The sequence below is a fragment of the Listeria grayi genome (genome assembly GCF_900638015.1).
GTDB lineage: Bacteria > Bacillota > Bacilli > Lactobacillales > Listeriaceae > Listeria > Listeria grayi.
Map to the genome: position 1 here is coordinate 1,026,034 of NZ_LR134483.1, position 16,673 is coordinate 1,042,706.

16 protein-coding genes and 1 pseudogene are annotated in these 16,673 nt (G+C 44.7%); 13 read left to right on the plus strand and 4 right to left on the minus strand.

Annotated features, from left to right (window positions below; genetic code table 11):
* Nucleotide 1 precedes the first annotated feature (1 nt).
* From rpe to EL241_RS04930, 3 genes are read left to right on the plus strand one after another with little or no spacing between them, the layout of a single operon-like run.
* Nucleotides 2–658, plus strand: a complete 657-nt coding sequence (gene rpe / locus EL241_RS04920; protein ID WP_036106937.1) for a ribulose-phosphate 3-epimerase — start codon at nucleotides 2–4, stop codon at nucleotides 656–658.
* 21 nt (nucleotides 659–679) lie between these two features.
* Complete coding sequence (locus EL241_RS04925; RefSeq protein WP_003758615.1) at nucleotides 680–1,333, plus strand: thiamine diphosphokinase; 654 nt, start codon at nucleotides 680–682, stop codon at nucleotides 1,331–1,333.
* Between the two features lies 1 nt (nucleotide 1,334).
* The gene (locus tag EL241_RS04930) at nucleotides 1,335–1,676 is read left to right on the plus strand and encodes a hypothetical protein (protein ID WP_003758617.1); all 342 of its coding nucleotides are present in this window, start codon (nucleotides 1,335–1,337) and stop codon (nucleotides 1,674–1,676) included.
* Nucleotides 1,677–1,722: 46 nt separating this feature from the next.
* Here EL241_RS04930 and EL241_RS04935 read toward each other — a convergent pair whose 3' ends face one another.
* The 3 genes from EL241_RS04935 to pdxA are packed head-to-tail and all read right to left on the minus strand — an operon-like array spanning nucleotide 1,723 to nucleotide 4,966.
* Entirely contained in the window at nucleotides 1,723–2,940 is a 1,218-nt protein-coding gene (locus EL241_RS04935) for a four-carbon acid sugar kinase family protein (protein WP_126320394.1), read from the minus strand.
* 6 nt (nucleotides 2,941–2,946) lie between these two features.
* Nucleotides 2,947–3,906: a 2-keto-3-deoxygluconate permease gene (locus tag EL241_RS04940; RefSeq protein WP_003758620.1), complete on the minus strand. Its 960-nt coding sequence runs from the start codon at nucleotides 3,904–3,906 to the stop codon at nucleotides 2,947–2,949.
* 22 nt (nucleotides 3,907–3,928) lie between these two features.
* Complete coding sequence (pdxA, locus tag EL241_RS04945; protein WP_003758622.1) at nucleotides 3,929–4,966, minus strand: 4-hydroxythreonine-4-phosphate dehydrogenase PdxA; 1,038 nt, start codon at nucleotides 4,964–4,966, stop codon at nucleotides 3,929–3,931.
* Nucleotides 4,967–5,151: 185 nt separating this feature from the next.
* Between pdxA and EL241_RS04950 the strand changes: the two genes are divergently transcribed.
* Complete coding sequence (locus tag EL241_RS04950) at nucleotides 5,152–6,897, plus strand: sigma-54-dependent transcriptional regulator (RefSeq protein WP_126320395.1); 1,746 nt, start codon at nucleotides 5,152–5,154, stop codon at nucleotides 6,895–6,897.
* A gap of 93 nt (nucleotides 6,898–6,990) precedes the next feature.
* Here the strand turns inward: EL241_RS04950 and rpmB are convergent, their stop codons facing one another.
* Complete coding sequence (gene rpmB, locus EL241_RS04955) at nucleotides 6,991–7,179, minus strand: 50S ribosomal protein L28 (protein WP_003758626.1); 189 nt, start codon at nucleotides 7,177–7,179, stop codon at nucleotides 6,991–6,993.
* 248 nt (nucleotides 7,180–7,427) lie between these two features.
* On the opposite strand from rpmB, the gene EL241_RS04960 reads away from it, so the two are divergent.
* The 9 genes and pseudogenes from EL241_RS04960 to fabG all read left to right on the plus strand — a co-directional run bounded on the left by EL241_RS04960 (nucleotide 7,428) and on the right by fabG (nucleotide 16,639).
* Nucleotides 7,428–7,790, plus strand: a complete 363-nt coding sequence (locus EL241_RS04960) for an Asp23/Gls24 family envelope stress response protein (RefSeq protein WP_003758629.1) — start codon at nucleotides 7,428–7,430, stop codon at nucleotides 7,788–7,790.
* Between the two features lie 16 nt (nucleotides 7,791–7,806).
* Complete coding sequence (locus EL241_RS04965) at nucleotides 7,807–9,465, plus strand: DAK2 domain-containing protein (RefSeq protein WP_036106925.1); 1,659 nt, start codon at nucleotides 7,807–7,809, stop codon at nucleotides 9,463–9,465.
* A gap of 26 nt (nucleotides 9,466–9,491) precedes the next feature.
* Nucleotides 9,492–10,154 carry an L-serine ammonia-lyase, iron-sulfur-dependent subunit beta gene (gene sdaAB, locus EL241_RS04970; RefSeq protein ID WP_003758633.1) on the plus strand — a complete coding sequence of 221 codons (663 nt, stop codon included), beginning with the start codon at nucleotides 9,492–9,494 and terminating at the stop codon, nucleotides 10,152–10,154.
* Nucleotides 10,155–10,227: 73 nt separating this feature from the next.
* Nucleotides 10,228–11,127, plus strand: coding sequence for an L-serine ammonia-lyase, iron-sulfur-dependent, subunit alpha (sdaAA, locus tag EL241_RS04975; RefSeq protein WP_003758635.1), 900 nt, complete (start codon nucleotides 10,228–10,230; stop codon nucleotides 11,125–11,127).
* A pseudogene (gene recG, locus EL241_RS04980) lies at nucleotides 11,078–13,126 on the plus strand (ATP-dependent DNA helicase RecG); the annotation flags it as partial. The gene sdaAA and the pseudogene recG, both read left to right, overlap by 50 nt.
* A 225-nt stretch (nucleotides 13,127–13,351) precedes the next feature.
* Nucleotides 13,352–13,933, plus strand: coding sequence for a transcription factor FapR (gene fapR, locus EL241_RS04985; protein ID WP_040486783.1), 582 nt, complete (start codon nucleotides 13,352–13,354; stop codon nucleotides 13,931–13,933).
* 5 nt (nucleotides 13,934–13,938) lie between these two features.
* Nucleotides 13,939–14,952: a phosphate acyltransferase PlsX gene (gene plsX, locus EL241_RS04990; RefSeq protein ID WP_036106919.1), complete on the plus strand. Its 1,014-nt coding sequence runs from the start codon at nucleotides 13,939–13,941 to the stop codon at nucleotides 14,950–14,952.
* Nucleotides 14,945–15,886, plus strand: a complete 942-nt coding sequence (gene fabD, locus EL241_RS04995; protein WP_126320396.1) for an ACP S-malonyltransferase — start codon at nucleotides 14,945–14,947, stop codon at nucleotides 15,884–15,886. The genes plsX and fabD overlap by 8 nt, the downstream gene beginning before the upstream one ends.
* A 6-nt stretch (nucleotides 15,887–15,892) precedes the next feature.
* Nucleotides 15,893–16,639, plus strand: a complete 747-nt coding sequence (gene fabG / locus EL241_RS05000) for a 3-oxoacyl-[acyl-carrier-protein] reductase (RefSeq protein WP_003758645.1) — start codon at nucleotides 15,893–15,895, stop codon at nucleotides 16,637–16,639.
* Nucleotides 16,640–16,673: the final 34 nt, after the last annotated feature.

The following is a 16,673-nucleotide window of genomic DNA, read 5'->3' on the forward strand; positions in this document are numbered from 1 at the left end:
AATGGGGAAAATCGCACCATCTATTTTAAGCGCAGACTTTGCGAATCTAGCAAAAGATATTAAGGAAGTAGAAGAACTTGGAGCAGATTACTTGCACGTCGATGTAATGGACGGGCATTTTGTACCGAATATCACATTTGGACCACTTATGGTGGAAGCGATCCGGCCGATTACAAAACTACCGCTGGATGTCCATTTGATGATCGAGGATCCGGATGCATATATCCCGGCTTTTGCCAAAGCAGGTGCCGACTTCATTTCCGTACATGTGGAAGCGACTAGGCATCTCCACCGCTCCCTGCAGCTGATTCGTTCTTATGACGTCAAAGCAGCTGCAGTATTGAATCCAGCAACACCGATCGATACCCTTCAGCATGTCCTTCATGAGCTTGATATGGTACTGTTTATGACAGTCAATCCAGGTTTTGGCGGTCAAGTATTCATTCCAGAAGTCTTAGAAAAAATCAAAGCGTTCAAGCAACTGATCACTGAAAGAGGTCTGGATATCAAAATTGAAGTAGACGGTGGCGTCAATGAAAAGACCGCTAGATTATGTAAGGAAGCTGGCGCAGATATTTTTGTTGCCGGAAGTTATGTATATGGAAGCAAAGATCGCAGCATTCCGATCGAGACACTGCGAAATGTGGTCGGGGACTAAAAGGTCAGGGCAGGTGAGAAAATGAAGGTTATTCATATCATGGTCGGCGGACCACAGCGAGAAATACCGGATCTAGAGGCATACAATCAACCAACGATCATCTGGCTTGGTGTAGACGGCGGCGCAAAATGGTTGCTGGAAAACGACATCGTACCTGATCATGCGTTAGGAGATTTCGATTCATTGACTGCCGCTGAACTCGAAATGGTACGTGCGAAGGTAGCAACTATCGAACAGTTTCCAGCCGAAAAAGACCAGACAGACACGGAGCTAGGTTTAACATGGGCGATCGATCAAGGCGCGGATGTGATCCGAATCTTCGGAACAAGCGGCGGTCGAATCGATCACTTGCTTGCTAACCTGATGATGTTGACAAAACCGCAGTTTCGCGAAGCAATCGAAAAGGTAGAGTTGATCGATCGTTATAATTTTTTGAAAATGTATGCACCTGGCACTCATACCATTACTAAAATCCAAGATATGCAATATGTCGCCTTTACAACAATGGGGAATGTAGACGGGCTGACACTGAAAGGCTTTAAATATCCATTGACTGACGCCGCGTTTCCATTTGGAGTCGCTTTATCCAGTAATGAATTTCTAGGTACGGAAGGCGAGTTTTCCTTTCAAAGCGGGCTGATCTTAATGAGTCAAAGTAGAGACGAGGGAGTTTAAGATGAAAATTGCTTTATGGGCAAAAATAGCGGCATCGGCTGGTCTGGTTTTTGGCTTGCTGATCCAAATCTTCACGGTAATGAACATATTAAAATTAAAAGAAGAGGGCAAACTAAATGCCGTTCATGTAACACTTTTAATTATTGGTTTCGTGGTTTACTTATTCTTGATTGTCGGCACGGTCTATTTATTTAAAGGATATTATCAACGGGCAAGCAACATACTAATGATCGCAGGTGTAGGCTCGATGATTTTTATTTATCTCTTTGTCGGCGCTGTTTTCATCATTACAAGTATTTTAACGAGACGGGTGTATCTGGAAAATGAAGTGATAAAAGAATAGAAAAAAAACGTTGAAAGTTGGCTCAAGACCTACTTTCAACGTTTTTTTATAAGGATTTCAACTTTTTCATGGCAAAATAAATGGCATCTTCATTCCCGAATGCACCGGCTTTTGTGATGATTTTTAGACCATCATTTTCAGTCCCACAAACGCGCATGAGCGGGATTCCGATCAACACTTCTTCTAAGATCTCCACAGTACTACATGCCAGCTGATCGAGGAACCCGATCGCGGTATCACCGCCAGTCAGAAAAATACCGGCGATCTTCTGATCCTGCATGCCGCGTCTAGTAATATCGCCTAAAATACTCTGTACTGTAAAATTGACATCTTCCGGTTTGATCCCCAACTTAGCACAGGTCTCCATCGTTTTTCCCAGTTCAGAACGGTGATAACTCGCAGAAGAAAGGACGATCGTATCTTTGCCTGCTGCTAGCGACTGAGCGATTTTGGCTGCATATTGACTACGGTTTTTATGAAGCAGGATCTCATGGATCGGTACTTGGATGACAGCGATATTATGTTTTTCCGCATATTGGATCTGTTTCTTGGTAACTTCGCTGACACTGCCAACTAGCGCCAAAGCAGGAGCGGTCGGCATCTCAAGTGCCATGAGGTTGTCCGCGATTCCCGCCGAACCGACCCACAAGATTTTTTTCTGCGTTTGCAGGGCCAATTGGATGATCGTCTGCATATCATGATTCGTTTGGGCATCCACAGCCCAGAGACGCCCGTTTTGAAAGACTTCTGCATCAGCAGAAATAGCATCAAGGGAAAGGGCATGTACCGTTTCATCCGGAAACGCATTTTGCAGCAATGTTTGGATATTATCTGTGGTTACAGGCTTGACAGGATCGTTTGCGATCTCCGTGTCGAGTAGGCGCTGGCCATTGATATAATGAATCTGATCGACAGTTGTCCGGCCAAGGTCTGGCAATGCGGGCATAAACAAGATCAATTCACTTTGATAGGCGGCATCTACTGCCTGCAGCTCTTCCAAAATATTTCCCCGCAATGTCGAATCTACTTTTTTGATGACAAAATCAAATGGCTCAAAATCGATCGGGGCAATGATTTTTTCAAGATGTGAGTAAGCTGTTTCGCTGGGCATATTGCGTGATTCAGTATCAATGACATAAGAATCTGCCGTCTGGTTTGTCAGCGTCTTTAAAAATACTTTTGTCGAGATCCCCCGTTTGCTTAATTGTACGCCAGTATCATTCGCACCGGTAAAATCATCGGCAATAATCAAAAATCGTTTCATAACGGCTCATTCCTTACTACTCAAAAGTTGTTTTTTGTTTTCCCGTTTCACCAAAAAGCTGACTAATATCGGACAAAGCACCGCGGTGATGATGACCGAAGCAGCAACTTGCACCGTTGATCCAGCAGCAATGGCTGAAAAGTTTGGATCCACAGCGGCAATGGCGGCTGGAGTAGCCACGGCATTGCCGGCCACTGTTCCAATCGCACCACCAACTGCTGGTGTTTTTGATCGAATCAAATATTTCATGATAAAATAGCCACCGAAACCAGCAATGACGGTTACCGCTAAGCCAAGTACGATACCTGGGAGACCAGCTTTGATGATTTGCGCAAAATTAAGCCCTGCGCCTAATGAAAAAGCGAAGAATGGAATCGGAAGCACGGTTCCCTTTTCCAAAAAAGTTTGCATATCTTTGTCTAAGTTCCCTAAAATGAAACCGATTACAATCGGAACAAGACAAGCGATAAATAATTCCACCGGAACCTTGGCTGTTCCGGTAAGACCAAGTGCTACCATCGCAAAGAAAGGACCATCCATCAATGTCGTGATCGAAATCGCACCGACATCGCTGGAATCACCGTATTCCCCGGCAAGTGCGGCATACAGACCGCCGTTCGCATTTGTCATCGCTGCAATCAAAGCCAGCGGGGTGATACCCCAAATACCTGCTTCGCCAAACAATGTTCCGATCAGCCAGCCAAGTACGATTCCGAGGATAAGCCGGAATAAGGTCAGCGCCCCACCTTTAAGTAGAGGCTGGCCAGCTTGTTTGATGCTGATCTGCGCGCCGTTGCATAGGCAGAAAAAGGCAAGCATCGTAGTGGTTCCAGTTTTGAAAAGGGCGGAGGTGAATCCGCCGATATCAAGTGCAGAGGGGATAAAGGTGTTGACCGCAGCACCGGCTAACAAAGGAACTACCATCAGCCCACCTGGGACTTTTTGAATCGTTTTTAAAATTTGCATGTTATCTTCTCCTTCTTCTCTGTTATTGTGCGAGTCTATGATTGGCTAATGTAGCTGCGTAGTCGATCGCGTTTTCCAAGCTGATCGGGTTGGCGGTGCCTTTGTTTACTTGATCGAACGCAGTACCGTGGTCGACAGAAGTACGAATGATCGGTAGCCCAAGTGTGATATTGACGCCGGAAACATTATTCCATTTTTGCGCTTCCTGATCATATTGGAAACCGACTAATTTCAGCGGGATATGACCTTGGTCATGATACATAGCGACCACAATATCGTACCAACCGCCCATCGCTTTCGGGAACAATGTATCGGGAGGAACAGGCCCAGCGACAGAAATACCTTCCGCTTCGGCAGCTTCAATCGCTGGAATGATCTCGGCAGCTTCTTCTGTTCCGAACAGCCCGTTTTCACTGCTGTGCGGATTTAAGCCAGCGACTGCGACAGTTGGCTTTTCGATGCCTAGTTGTTTACACGCATCATTTGCGATGCGGATAACATCAAGAACCCGTTCTTTTTTTACCAGATCACAAGCTTGACGCAAGGAAACATGCGTGGAAACATGGACCACCCGCATATTATCGTGTGCGAGCATCATCGTGTATTTGGCAGAATTTGTATAATGCGCATAGATTTCGGTATGGCCGGCAAAATGATGTCCCGCTAAATTAATTGATTCTTTATTGATCGCATTTGTCACCGTCGCATCTACAGCGTTCTCATTTGCCAGTTCAATTGCTTTTACAACATATTGAAAAGCAGCCTCTCCAGCCATTTCAGAAACTTCTCCAAAAGTAAGTTTGTCGATATCGACGAGTTCCATATCAAAAACATCGATCGTTCCAGGTTGGAATAAGGCATCTTGAACAGAGGTGATTCGATGAAAAGTGACTTGTTCGATTTTTAAAAGTTGTTGCACTTTTTCCAGTACATTTAGATCACCGATAATGAGTGGCTTTGTCGTATCGTATAAAGTAGGATTTAATAAAGTGCGGATCGAGATTTCCGGTCCGATGCTGGCAGGATCTCCCATGGTGATCGCAATAATTGGTTTTTTCATTTGTATTCTCTCCTTTTTGTTATCGATTACAAAACTGATGATAAAGATTTTAGCTAGATAATGATAGCGCTTTATAAAAAGAAAAGCGTTTAAATTTGAAACGTTTGGAAGTTAATAGTAAAATTAAAAATAAAAGTACAGATTTTCATAAAAATGTTTCAAATTTGAACGGAAAGGATAAATCCATGAAAGCCATCAAAGTTCTCGGTATTGCACCTTATTTAGGATTGAAAAAATTATTGGAAACAACAGCCAGACAGCAACCGGATATTCAGCTGACATGCTTTGTCGGGGATTTAGAGGCAGGGCTCGATATTGCCGTTCGGGAAATCGAGCAGCACGACTTTGATATCATCATTTCGCGAGGCGGGACGGCAACCTTATTGAAGGAACATATGACGCTACCGGTCATCGATGTCGGCGTTTCCCAATATGATATTATGCAAATGTTGCAGTCCAGCCGGGAGTATATGGGGAAACGTGCACTAGTCGGATTTCAAAGTATCACGACGAGTGCCGGAGTAGTCGCTGAGATTCTGCAAGACGACATCGCGATTTTTACGATCCATCAGCAAAATGAAGTTCGCGGGTTACTACAAGTACTTAAAAGTGAAGGATTTGATACGGTCTTAGGCGATATGATCACCACTAGAGCAGCGAAAGAAGTCGGACTCAATTACGTACAAGTCGTTTCAAGTAGCGAAAGCATTGAGCGTGGCTTGATGTTTGCACGTCTGCTCGGTCATCAACTACAGCAAAAAAAGCAAATGATCGCTTATTATCAAGCACTGCTGCAGCATAAAAAATACTCTTTGTTGCTCTATCACTATCATACAGGGAAAGTAACTTTCTCAGATATTCATCATGCCGCGGTTCAAAAACTGCAGCGAAAGATTCATTTTGAAACAATGAAAACACAGGTGATCCAGGACGCAGAAGAAATTTATATCGTGGAAAAACAACCACTTTCCGAGTCAGAATGTTTGCTTATTATTACGCAGAAACCCTTTTTAAGTATTTCCGGGGCGGTTGCCGAACGAGAGACCGAACATGCTTCTTTTTCTTCCTTTGATTTGTTTTATCGAATCACAGAAACGGAGCCGTTTTTTAATATGATCGCTTCCTATAGTGTGCGCGACGACATCGTCTTCATTACTGGTGAAAGAGGAACAGGGATCGATTATGTAGCAGAATTAGTGCACCGGCAAAGCCTGTATCCAAACGACACTTGGTATGAGATCGACTGCGCGAAAGTAACGGATAAAGAGCTGCGCCAATGGCTGGAAAATACAACATCCTTTTTCTATGAAAATAATAAAGTCATACATTGGAAAAATATCGGCGCACTATCGCTGTATCAATTAAACCAACTCTTTTCGGCGATCCGCGATACCGCACTCATTTTACGCAATAAAATCATCTTGTCTTTCTATACAAAAGAAGAAAAGCAGCTGTCCAGAAAGCAGGTCGAAGGCATTTTTGAAGAAAGCTTATCGTTGCTACATATTGAGTTGGCGCCACTTCGGAAACGGCGGGAATATATCCCCAACTTAGCAACGATCTACATCAACAAGCTCAATCGGCAGTATGAACGGCAAGTCGTCGGTTTTGACAAAATGACACTACGGGAATTAGAACTGTATCACTGGCCTGGTAATTATGGGGAATTTAAGCGCGTCATCAAAGAGAGTTTTTATCTCGCGGAAAGTTCCTATATCAAACAGGCGCAACTGCAACAAGTTATTAAAATGGACCTGACAACTGAAAGTGGGGAGAAACAAAAATGGGTGGGCTATCAAAAAGGAGAGCCGCTCGATGAGATCGTAAGCCATTTGATCCAGACAAGATTAAAGGAGACAGGCATGAATAAGACGAAACTGGCAGAAGAGCTGGGGATCAGCCGAACCACGTTATGGCGCTATATTCGCTGACAAAACAAAAAAGCTGCAAGGAAAGTAGCGGTAACTACTTCCTTGCAGCCGGATTTCTCTATTATCTAGAGAAACATGATCGCTTATATACGATTAAACACGTTCCACTTTACCAGATTTAAGCGCACGAGCGGAAACCCAAACTTTTTTCGGTTTACCGTTTACTAGGATCCGGACCTTTTGCAGGTTAGCTTTCCAAGTACGTTTGCTATAGTTCATTGCGTGAGAACGTTTGTTACCAGAGCGTGATCGACGACCTGTGATGACACATTCTTTAGCCATTATTACCCCTCCTTACAGAGTCACTTTGACGTTTTATCATAAATTAAAAACGTTTGATGTTTTCATACACTAGAATAATTTACCATACCGATTACAACATTGCAAGTGTTTATGCGAAAAAGGTGCAAAGAAATTTTACTTGACAGAAGAGAAGTTTTTGCCTATGCTTTCCATTGATAAATGATTATAGTAAAATAGAGTGGAGACGAAATCGTTCCGTATAATTATGCTAATTTGGAGGAATTAATGTGGCCTTAGAATATGAAACAAATCTAGGAAAAGTAGACATAACAAATGAAGTGATCGCGGCCATTGCCGGCGGCGCTGCAGAAGAAAATTTTGGGATCGTCGGGATGGCAAGCAGACATCAGATCCGCGATGGCTTAACAGATATCTTGCGTAGAGAAAACTACACTAAAGGAATAATTGTCAGACAAGAAGAAGGGCTGCATATCGATATGTACATTATCGTCAGCTTCGGTACAAAAATCTCTGAGGTAGCTCATACCGTGCAAGAACGTGTCAAATATACATTAGAGAAAACACTTGGGATTCATGTTGAATCCGTCAATATCTATGTGCAGGGTGTGCGCGTAACCAAGGAATTATAAGGGAGGACACTATCTAGTGGGAACGAAACAGATCGATGCAGAAAAATTGGCAGCAATGATAGCGCTTGGTGCTGAAAACTTAGCAAAACAAGCAGAATTTGTAGATTCGCTGAATGTTTTTCCAGTGCCGGATGGCGATACAGGAACCAATATGAATCTTTCAATGAGCAGCGGGGCGGCAGAAGTTGCGAAAACGAGCCACTCTACTGTAAGTAGTGTAGGAGCAAGTTTAGCAAAAGGATTATTGATGGGAGCAAGAGGGAACTCTGGTGTTATTCTCTCTCAATTATTCCGCGGTTTTGCAAAAGCCATCGAAACAAAGACAGAATTAGATGCAGAAACATTTGCAGCCGCTTTTGCGCGTGGCGTGGAAACGGCTTATAAAGCAGTAATGAAACCCGTAGAGGGAACCATTTTAACAGTGGCACGCGAAGCAGCCAAAGCAGGAATGGAAGCAGCGAAAGCGGAAAATGATGTTGAAAAAGTAATGCGTGCTGTGGTCGAAAAAGGCCAAATCGCGCTTGAACATACGCCAGAGCAATTACCTGTCCTGAAAGAAGTGGGCGTAGTAGACAGTGGCGGTCAAGGGCTGATGTTTATTTATGAAGGCTTTTTGAGCATTCTTACCGGTGAAGTGATTCCAGAATCAAAAGCGATCGATTCGATGAAGGAATTGGTGAACGCCGAACATCATCGGCATGTCCAAGATTTTATGGATACAAGTGAGATCGAATTCGGCTACTGTACCGAAATGATCGTACAGATCAAAGATCAGCCGGCAACGAAAAAAGCATTTGACGAAGGTGCATTCCGCCAAGATCTAAGTGAAATGGGTGATTCCTTACTTGTGGCAGCGGATGAGGAGATCGTTAAAGTCCACGTCCATGCCGAACATCCTGGAGAAGTCTTGAATTATGGCGAACAATACGGAACGCTACTTAAAATCAAGATCGAAAATATGCGGGAACAGCACCAAGCGATTGTGGGCGAAGAAGCTGCATCCGCCACGCCAACTGTGAAGTACGGTATTATCAGTATTTCTGCCGGAAGTGGTATTGAGGAACTGTTTAAAAGCATGGGCACGACATATGTGCTTTCCGGCGGACAAACAATGAATCCTAGTACAGCAGACATCACAAAGGCGATCGAACAAGTAAATGCCGAGTATGTGTTTGTACTTCCAAATAATAAAAATATCCAAATGGCTGCCGAACAAGCTGCAGAAGTAGCAGGCAACGATAAAGTAAAAGTGATCCCGACTAGATCGATCCCACAAGGACTGGCGGCACTGCTTGCTTTCCAAGAAGATGAGAGCTTGGAAACAAATGAAGTAGCAATGAAAGAAGCGAGTCAAGAAGTGAAAAGCGGTCAAGTAACAACAGCGGTCCGCGATACGACGATCGATGGTGTTGCTATCAAGAAAAATGACTTTATTGGCCTTGTTGAAAGTAAGATCGTAGTCAGCACGCCGTCGTTAGAAAAAACAGCGATCGATACATTAGCAGCTATGCTGGACGAAGATGTAGAGATTGTTACAGTATTAGTCGGCGAGAATGTCGAACAGACTAATATCGATGCGATCGCCGCATACTTAGAAGAAACAGACGAGGATATCGAGTTGGAGATCCATCAAGGCGGTCAGCCTGTCTATCCGTTCTTGTTCTCGGTCGAATAAAAAAAGGCGGAAGGAAGTCGGTAAACGTGAAATATAATAGTGTTTTTGATATCATTGGTCCAGTTATGGTAGGACCATCCAGTTCCCATACAGCAGGGGCAAACAAAATCGGATCGATCGCTAGAAGTATTTTCGGCGACCAGCCTTCGCAAGTAGATATCCATTTATACGGCTCTTTTGCCAAGACCTATAAAGGGCACGGCACTGATGTGGCATTGATCGGCGGACTGCTTGAACTAGCTCCGGACGATCCACAGCTAAAAGTATCCAAACAACTGGCACTTGATGCCGGTATCCATATCCAATTTATTGAAGAGCAAGAAGAACCACCGCATCCGAACACAGTCAAATTAGTTTTGAAAAACGGGATGCAGCAAATGACATTAGTGGGAGCTTCGATCGGCGGTGGCAAAGTCGAGATCGTCCGCTTGAATGAATTTGAGTTGGAATTCACCGGGACCGCACCGGCGATCGTGATCTTGCATCAAGATAAATACGGCGCCATTGCCGCTGTTTCCCGTATCATTGCCGATAATCAAATCAATATCGGTCAAATGAAAGTCTCACGCAAAGTAAAAGGCGACGAGGCACTTATGGTCATCGAAGTAGACCAGACAGCAAGTAAGGAAGTACTAGATCAGATCGCAGCATTAGCTGGTATTTATCAGGTAGCCAGCATCATCATATGAACATTCAGAAACTTATCACTCGCATGTGATAAGTTTCTTCCTGTAAAGATGTGAAGGAAAGAGAGTGATAGAAATGTTTCGAACAGTCGCAGAACTAGTGGAGATTGCCACGAAAGAAAATATTACCATTGCGGAACTGATGATCCGCCGGGAAATGTCGATTGCCGGCACACCGCGCGAGGAAATCGTCCAAGCCATGGAACATAATTTAGAAGTGATGGAACAAGCCATCGAAAATGGGGAAGCAGGAGTAACATCCACCACAGGATTAACGGGCGGAGATGCTACATTGATAAAAGCATATATCGAAAAAGGCAACTTTTTATCTGGTCCCGTTTTATTGGATGCAGTGGCGAAAGCAGTCGCGACGAATGAAGTGAATGCTGCTATGGGAATCATTTGCGCCACACCAACAGCAGGAAGCGCTGGTGTCGTTCCAGGTGTGCTATTCGCTGTAAGAGATAAGCTCGGCCTCTCCAAAGCCGATATGGTCGATTTTCTATTTACAGCTGGTGCATTCGGTTATGTGGTTGCCAACAATGCGTTTATCAGTGGGGCAGCAGGCGGGTGTCAAGCAGAGATCGGATCAGCAAGTGCAATGGCTTCAGCAGCAGTTGTAGCAGCGGCGGGCGGAACGCCGGAACAATCAGCGCACGCGATGGCGATCACGATGAAAAATATGCTTGGTCTTGTGTGCGATCCAGTAGCAGGTCTTGTCGAAGTTCCCTGCATCAAACGTAATGCGCTAGGTGCCTCACAAGCGATCATTTCAGCCGATATGGCGCTAGCAGGAGTAACCAGCAGAATCCCATGTGATGAAGTTATTGAAGCGATGTATCGTGTCGGACTCCAAATCCCAGGCTCGCTTCGGGAAACAGCAGAAGGCGGACTCGCAGCTACACCAACAGGCAGAGCGATCCAACAACGGATCTTTGGCCTATCTCCGGAGAATACCAGTGACGAATCTATCTAAGCTGCCACTTTCCGCGTTAAAAGGAGTCGGCGAAGAAACAGCAAAGCATTTTCATGAATTGGCGATTGACACGATAGCTGATTTGCTGTGGAACTTCCCGCATCGCTATGAAGACTATCGCTTAAAAGATCTGATGGATGTTGCAGATGAAGAGCGAATCACGATCCAAGGCGAAGTCCTGACTGAGGCAACGATCGCCTTTTACGGCAGAAAAAAATCAAAACTCTCTTTTCGGATCTCGGATCACGAACAAGTCGTGAAAGTCGATTTTTTCAACCAGCCCTATTTGAAAAACAATATCGTGGTCGGGGAGACCGTTACCGTTTCAGGAAAATGGAACAAGGCACGTGCTCAAATCACTGGTAGCAAATTGAAAAAAGGCGAACTTCAAGAAGAACAAGAACTTGAAGGCGTCTATCGATTAAAGGGCACGATCCGCAATAAAACGATCCAGAAATATGTCAAACAAGCCTTAGACTTATATCTCCAAGATATTGAAGAGATCATTCCTTCAAAATGGCTGGAGAAATATCAGCTGATCGGCAGGCAGGAAGCGCTGGCTACGATGCACTTCCCGAAAAGTGAGGATGCGCTCAAGCAAGCACGCCGACGTTTTGTTTATGAAGAGTTTCTTCTCTTTCAACTGAAAATGCAGTTTTTCCGCAAGCTGGAAAGAGAAAAATCCGGGGGGATCTCGATCGACTACGACGTAGAAAAACTGCGCCATTATATCGAAGGCTTGCCATTCCCACTAACTTCCGCCCAAAAACGAGTTGTCAATGAGATCTGTGGCGATATGAAATCCCATTTCCACATGAACCGGCTGCTGCAAGGAGATGTAGGATCCGGGAAAACCGTCGTTGCCTCAATTGCCATGTATGCGGCTGTTCAAAGCGGTTTTCAAGCTGCCTTGATGGTACCGACAGAGATTTTGGCAGAGCAGCATGCGAATTCTCTAGTGGAACTCTTGCAGCCACTAGATATCACCGTAGCCCTTTTAACAAGCAGTGTGAAAGGGAAAAAACGGCGCGAGTTATTGCAGCTGCTCGAAGACGGTGCGATCGATGTCGTAGTCGGCACCCATGCGTTGATCCAAGAAGAAGTCGTTTTTTCCAAACTGGGACTTGTGATCACGGATGAACAGCATCGCTTCGGAGTCAAACAGCGAAGAGTGCTGCGCGAAAAAGGCGAATATCCGGATGTGCTGTTTATGACCGCGACACCGATCCCGAGAACCTTGGCGATCACGGCGTTTGGCGAAATGGACGTTTCGATTATCGACGAACTGCCAGCTGGACGAAAAGCGATCGAAACCTTTTGGGTCAAACATGAGATGTTGGATCGCGTGATCGGGTTTATGGAAAAAGAGATCCAAAAAGGCAGACAAGTTTATATTATTTGTCCGCTGATCGAAGAATCGGAGAAATTAGACGTCCAGAATGCGATCGACGTATACAATATCTTAGAACAAAAATGGCATGGCCGTCACAAAGTCGGACTGATGCATGGGAAACTACTTCCTGCAGAAAAAGAAGACATCATGCGTGATTTTAATGAAAATAATCTCGATTGCTTAGTTTCGACTACTGTCGTAGAAGTAGGCGTCAACGTTCCCAATGCAACGATGATGGTCATCTATGATGCGGACCGGTTTGGCTTAGCGCAGCTTCATCAGTTGCGTGGCCGGGTTGGCCGAGGCAGTGAACAATCATACTGTATCTTGATCGCCAATCCGAAAACAGAGGTCGGAAAGGAACGCATGAGTATCATGACGGAGACGAATGATGGCTTCGTTGTCAGCGAACGTGATTTGGAACTGCGTGGCCCGGGTGAGTTTTTTGGAAGTAAGCAAAGCGGTGTGCCGGAATTTCAAGTCGCAGATATGGTACATGATTACCGCGTCCTAGAAATCGCTCGTCAAGATGCAGCGGAACTGATCTTTACAGAAAACCTTACTGAAAATCCAGCCTATCAAGCGCTTTACGCCCAACTACAAGCAGAAGGTGTATTTGAATCACAAAAGCTGGACTAAGCGCTGTATTTATCGCTATTTAAATAAAACACTTGCATATCGACTTGTTTTTTTATACCATTATAGCGTAATGCTTGTGTGCATGAAGCTCGGGACTACTATTCTTTTTCAGAGAGTTGTCCCATTTTTTGCAATCCTATTTAGTAGCAGGTATTAAAACCCCATACCGAAAAAACGAGATGAGGAATGGCAATGAAAAAATATTCCAAACAGGAAAGACAATCTAAATTACGAGAAGCAATTAAAGACAATCCTTTTATTACGGATGAACAACTTGCCAAAAAATTTCAAGTCAGTGTGCAGACGATCAGACTGGACCGAGTAGCTTTAGCGATACCCGAACTTCGGGAGCGTATCAAGGAAGTAGCAAGTGAAAACTACGTAGATGCAGTAAAAAGTCTGCCGATTGATGAAATCATCGGCGAGATCATTGACATTGAATTGAATCGCAGTGCGATCTCGATTTTTGATGTCACACCGGAACACGTCTTTAAACGCAACAAAATAGCCCGTGGACATCATTTGTTTGCCCAAGCCAACTCCTTAGCAACTGCTGTCATCCCAAATAAGCTTGCCCTCACCACGCAAGCAACGATTCGTTTCGTGCGTTCCGTTTATGAAGGCGAACGAGTGGTAGCCAAAGCAAAAGTGCGACCGACTACGAATAATCGCTCGATCACGATCGTTGATATCAACAGCTATGTCGGTGACGAAATCGTTTTAAAAGGTAAATTTGAAATGTACCATGCTACAGAAAAAAGTAAAAAGGAATGACGAATATGAAAATAGCAATCGATGCGATGGGCGGGGATCACGCACCTAAAGAAATTGTGTTAGGTGTAATGAAAGCTGCCGCTCAGTTTAAAGATGTAGAATACATCCTCTATGGGGACGAAGCACAGATCAATGAATATCTAACGGACAAGACTAGGATCACCATTGTACATACGGACGAAAAAATCGAAAGTGATGACGAACCTGTCCGTGCAGTAAAACGAAAAAAGAAAGCATCAATGGTTTTAGCTGCTCAAGCGGTTAAAAACAACGAAGCCGATGCCTGTATTTCTGCCGGCAACACCGGAGCATTGATGTCGACCGGATTGTTTATCATCGGCCGGATCAAAGGCATTGATCGTCCTGCACTTGCACCGACTTTACCGACTATCACTGGTAAAGGATTCGTATTACTGGATGCCGGTGCCAATGCAGAAGCAAAACCAGAGCATTTGCTGCAATTTGGCCTGATGGGCTCCGTGTATGCAGAAAAAGTACGCAAGATCGAAAACCCACGGGTCGGTCTGCTCAATATCGGAACAGAAGAAACAAAAGGAAATGAACTGACAAAAACGGCTTTCCAATATATGAAAAATCAAAACGCGTATAACTTTATCGGCAATGTCGAAGCACGCGATCTCTTGATGGATGTGGCAGATATCGTCGTAGCAGATGGTTTCACCGGTAATATGGTACTGAAAACCGTAGAAGGAACTGCCTCTTCGGTCATGAGCATGCTGAAAATGAGCTTGAACAACGGAATCAAAAACAAGCTCGCTGCCAGTTTTTTACGCAAAGATCTTTATGGCCTTCGTGCTAAAATGGATTATAGTGAATACGGTGGTGCCTGTCTATTCGGCATCCAAGCGCCAGTGGTAAAAGCACACGGTGCGACAAACGCAAAAGGAATCTTCACAACGATCCGCCAAGTGCGCGATATGGTCGAAAAACAAATCGTAGAAACAATCAAAGCAGAAATCCATAAAATCGATGTAGGAGGAATAAAGAACAATGACTAAGATCGCCTTTGTATTTCCAGGTCAAGGCTCGCAAAAAATCGGGATGGGACTTGATGTTGCGGAGAAATATCCAGAAGCAGCAGCCATTTTTGAAGCTGCAGACAAACGCCTCGGCTTTTCGCTTTCCGAGCTGATCCAAGAAGGACCGATAGAAAAATTGACAAAATCAGAAAACGCGCAACCGGCATTAGTTACAAATAGCACGGCGATCCTACGTGTCTTAGAAGCACATGCGATCAAAGCGGATTACGTGGCAGGCCATAGTCTAGGCGAATACAGCGCATTAGTGGCTGGCGGCTATTTGAAAGCAGAAGACGCTATCTATTTGGTAAATAAACGCGGTCAATTGATGGAAGCAGCCGTTCCGAACGGACAAGGTGCCATGGCAGCGATTTTGGGATTAGACCGGGAAACGTTAACTAGCGTGACAGAGGAAGTTACAGCTGGCGGCGATGACGTGCAGCTTGCGAATTTAAACTGTCCGGGACAAATCGTTATTTCTGGTTCTGTAGCTGGAGTAGAAAAAGCAGCAGAACTCGCAAAAGAAAAAGGCGCAAAACGTGCCATGCCGCTTGCAGTAAGTGGACCGTTCCACTCTACTTTGATGAAACCAGCTTCTGAAGCCTTCGTGCCAGTACTCCAAGAAGTGACGATCCAAGACGGAGCGATCCCAGTTGTTGCTAATAGTAATGCAGAAGCAACGACTTCTGGCGATACGGTTGTCAAGAATCTGATCGAGCAGATCTATTCACCAGTATTATGGGAAGACACCGTTCGTTATTTGATCGACCAAGGTGTAGATACGTTTGTGGAAATCGGAGCTGGGAAAGTATTAGCCGGCTTGATCAAAAAAATCGACAGAGGCGTGACCGTTTTATCAGCGGGAGATGTAGCATCCGTAGAGACAGTCATTGAGACATTGAAGGGGGAATAAGGCGTAATGGATTTAACTGGAAAAGTAGCAGTAGTAACAGGAGCTTCACGCGGGATCGGCAGAGAGATCGCGATCAAACTTGCCGAAGCCGGCGCGAACATCTTTTTTAACTATAACGGCAGTCCGGATGCAGCAAAAGAAACAGCTGCTAAGATTACGGAGATCGGCGTGGAAGTAGAAGCAATGAAAGCAAATATCGCGGATTCAGAAGAAGTAACAGCGCTCTTCAAACAAGCCGTAGAGCGGTTTGGCAGAATCGACATCTTAGTCAATAATGCTGGGATCACTCGGGATAACTTACTGATGCGTATGAAAGAAAATGAATGGGATGATGTGATCGCGACGAATCTCAAGGGTACTTTCTTGACGACGAAGGCAGTTAGCCGTACCATGATGAAGCAGCGTTATGGCAAGATCATCAATATCGCTTCTGTCGTTGGTTTGATCGGAAATGCGGGTCAAGCAAACTATGTTGCTAGTAAAGCAGGTGTTATCGGCCTGACCAAAACGAGTGCACGCGAACTTGCAGCACGCGGTATCAACGTCAACGCTGTCGCACCTGGATTTATAACGACAGAAATGACAGACGAACTAGACGAACAGACAAAAGAAATGATGCTCAGCCAAATTCCGCTAGGCAAATACGGGACAACAGATGATGTGGCAAATGCTGTTTTATTCCTTGCAAGCGACGCCTCTGCCTATATTACAGGCCAAACGATCGCCATTGACGGCGGCATGGTAATGAACTAATCGATTTTATTTTACGATTAGTGTTTACGGCGGC

Excerpts from the sequence above, each read along its gene's own strand:
- rpe (WP_036106937.1), top strand. The coding sequence starts at position 2 with ATGGGGAAAATCGCACCATCTATTTTAAGCGCAGACTTTGCGAATCTA.
- EL241_RS04925 (WP_003758615.1), top strand. The coding sequence starts at position 680 with ATGAAGGTTATTCATATCATGGTCGGCGGACCACAGCGAGAAATACCG.
- EL241_RS04930 (WP_003758617.1), top strand. The coding sequence starts at position 1,335 with ATGAAAATTGCTTTATGGGCAAAAATAGCGGCATCGGCTGGTCTGGTT.
- EL241_RS04935 (WP_126320394.1), bottom strand. The coding sequence starts at position 2,940 with ATGAAACGATTTTTGATTATTGCCGATGATTTTACCGGTGCGAATGAT.
- EL241_RS04940 (WP_003758620.1), bottom strand. The coding sequence starts at position 3,906 with ATGCAAATTTTAAAAACGATTCAAAAAGTCCCAGGTGGGCTGATGGTA.
- pdxA (WP_003758622.1), bottom strand. The coding sequence starts at position 4,966 with ATGAAAAAACCAATTATTGCGATCACCATGGGAGATCCTGCCAGCATC.
- EL241_RS04950 (WP_126320395.1), top strand. The coding sequence starts at position 5,152 with ATGAAAGCCATCAAAGTTCTCGGTATTGCACCTTATTTAGGATTGAAA.
- rpmB (WP_003758626.1), bottom strand. The coding sequence starts at position 7,179 with ATGGCTAAAGAATGTGTCATCACAGGTCGTCGATCACGCTCTGGTAAC.
- sdaAA (WP_003758635.1), top strand. The coding sequence starts at position 10,228 with ATGTTTCGAACAGTCGCAGAACTAGTGGAGATTGCCACGAAAGAAAAT.
- fapR (WP_040486783.1), top strand. The coding sequence starts at position 13,352 with ATGAAAAAATATTCCAAACAGGAAAGACAATCTAAATTACGAGAAGCA.
- plsX (WP_036106919.1), top strand. The coding sequence starts at position 13,939 with ATGAAAATAGCAATCGATGCGATGGGCGGGGATCACGCACCTAAAGAA.
- fabD (WP_126320396.1), top strand. The coding sequence starts at position 14,945 with ATGACTAAGATCGCCTTTGTATTTCCAGGTCAAGGCTCGCAAAAAATC.
- fabG (WP_003758645.1), top strand. The coding sequence starts at position 15,893 with ATGGATTTAACTGGAAAAGTAGCAGTAGTAACAGGAGCTTCACGCGGG.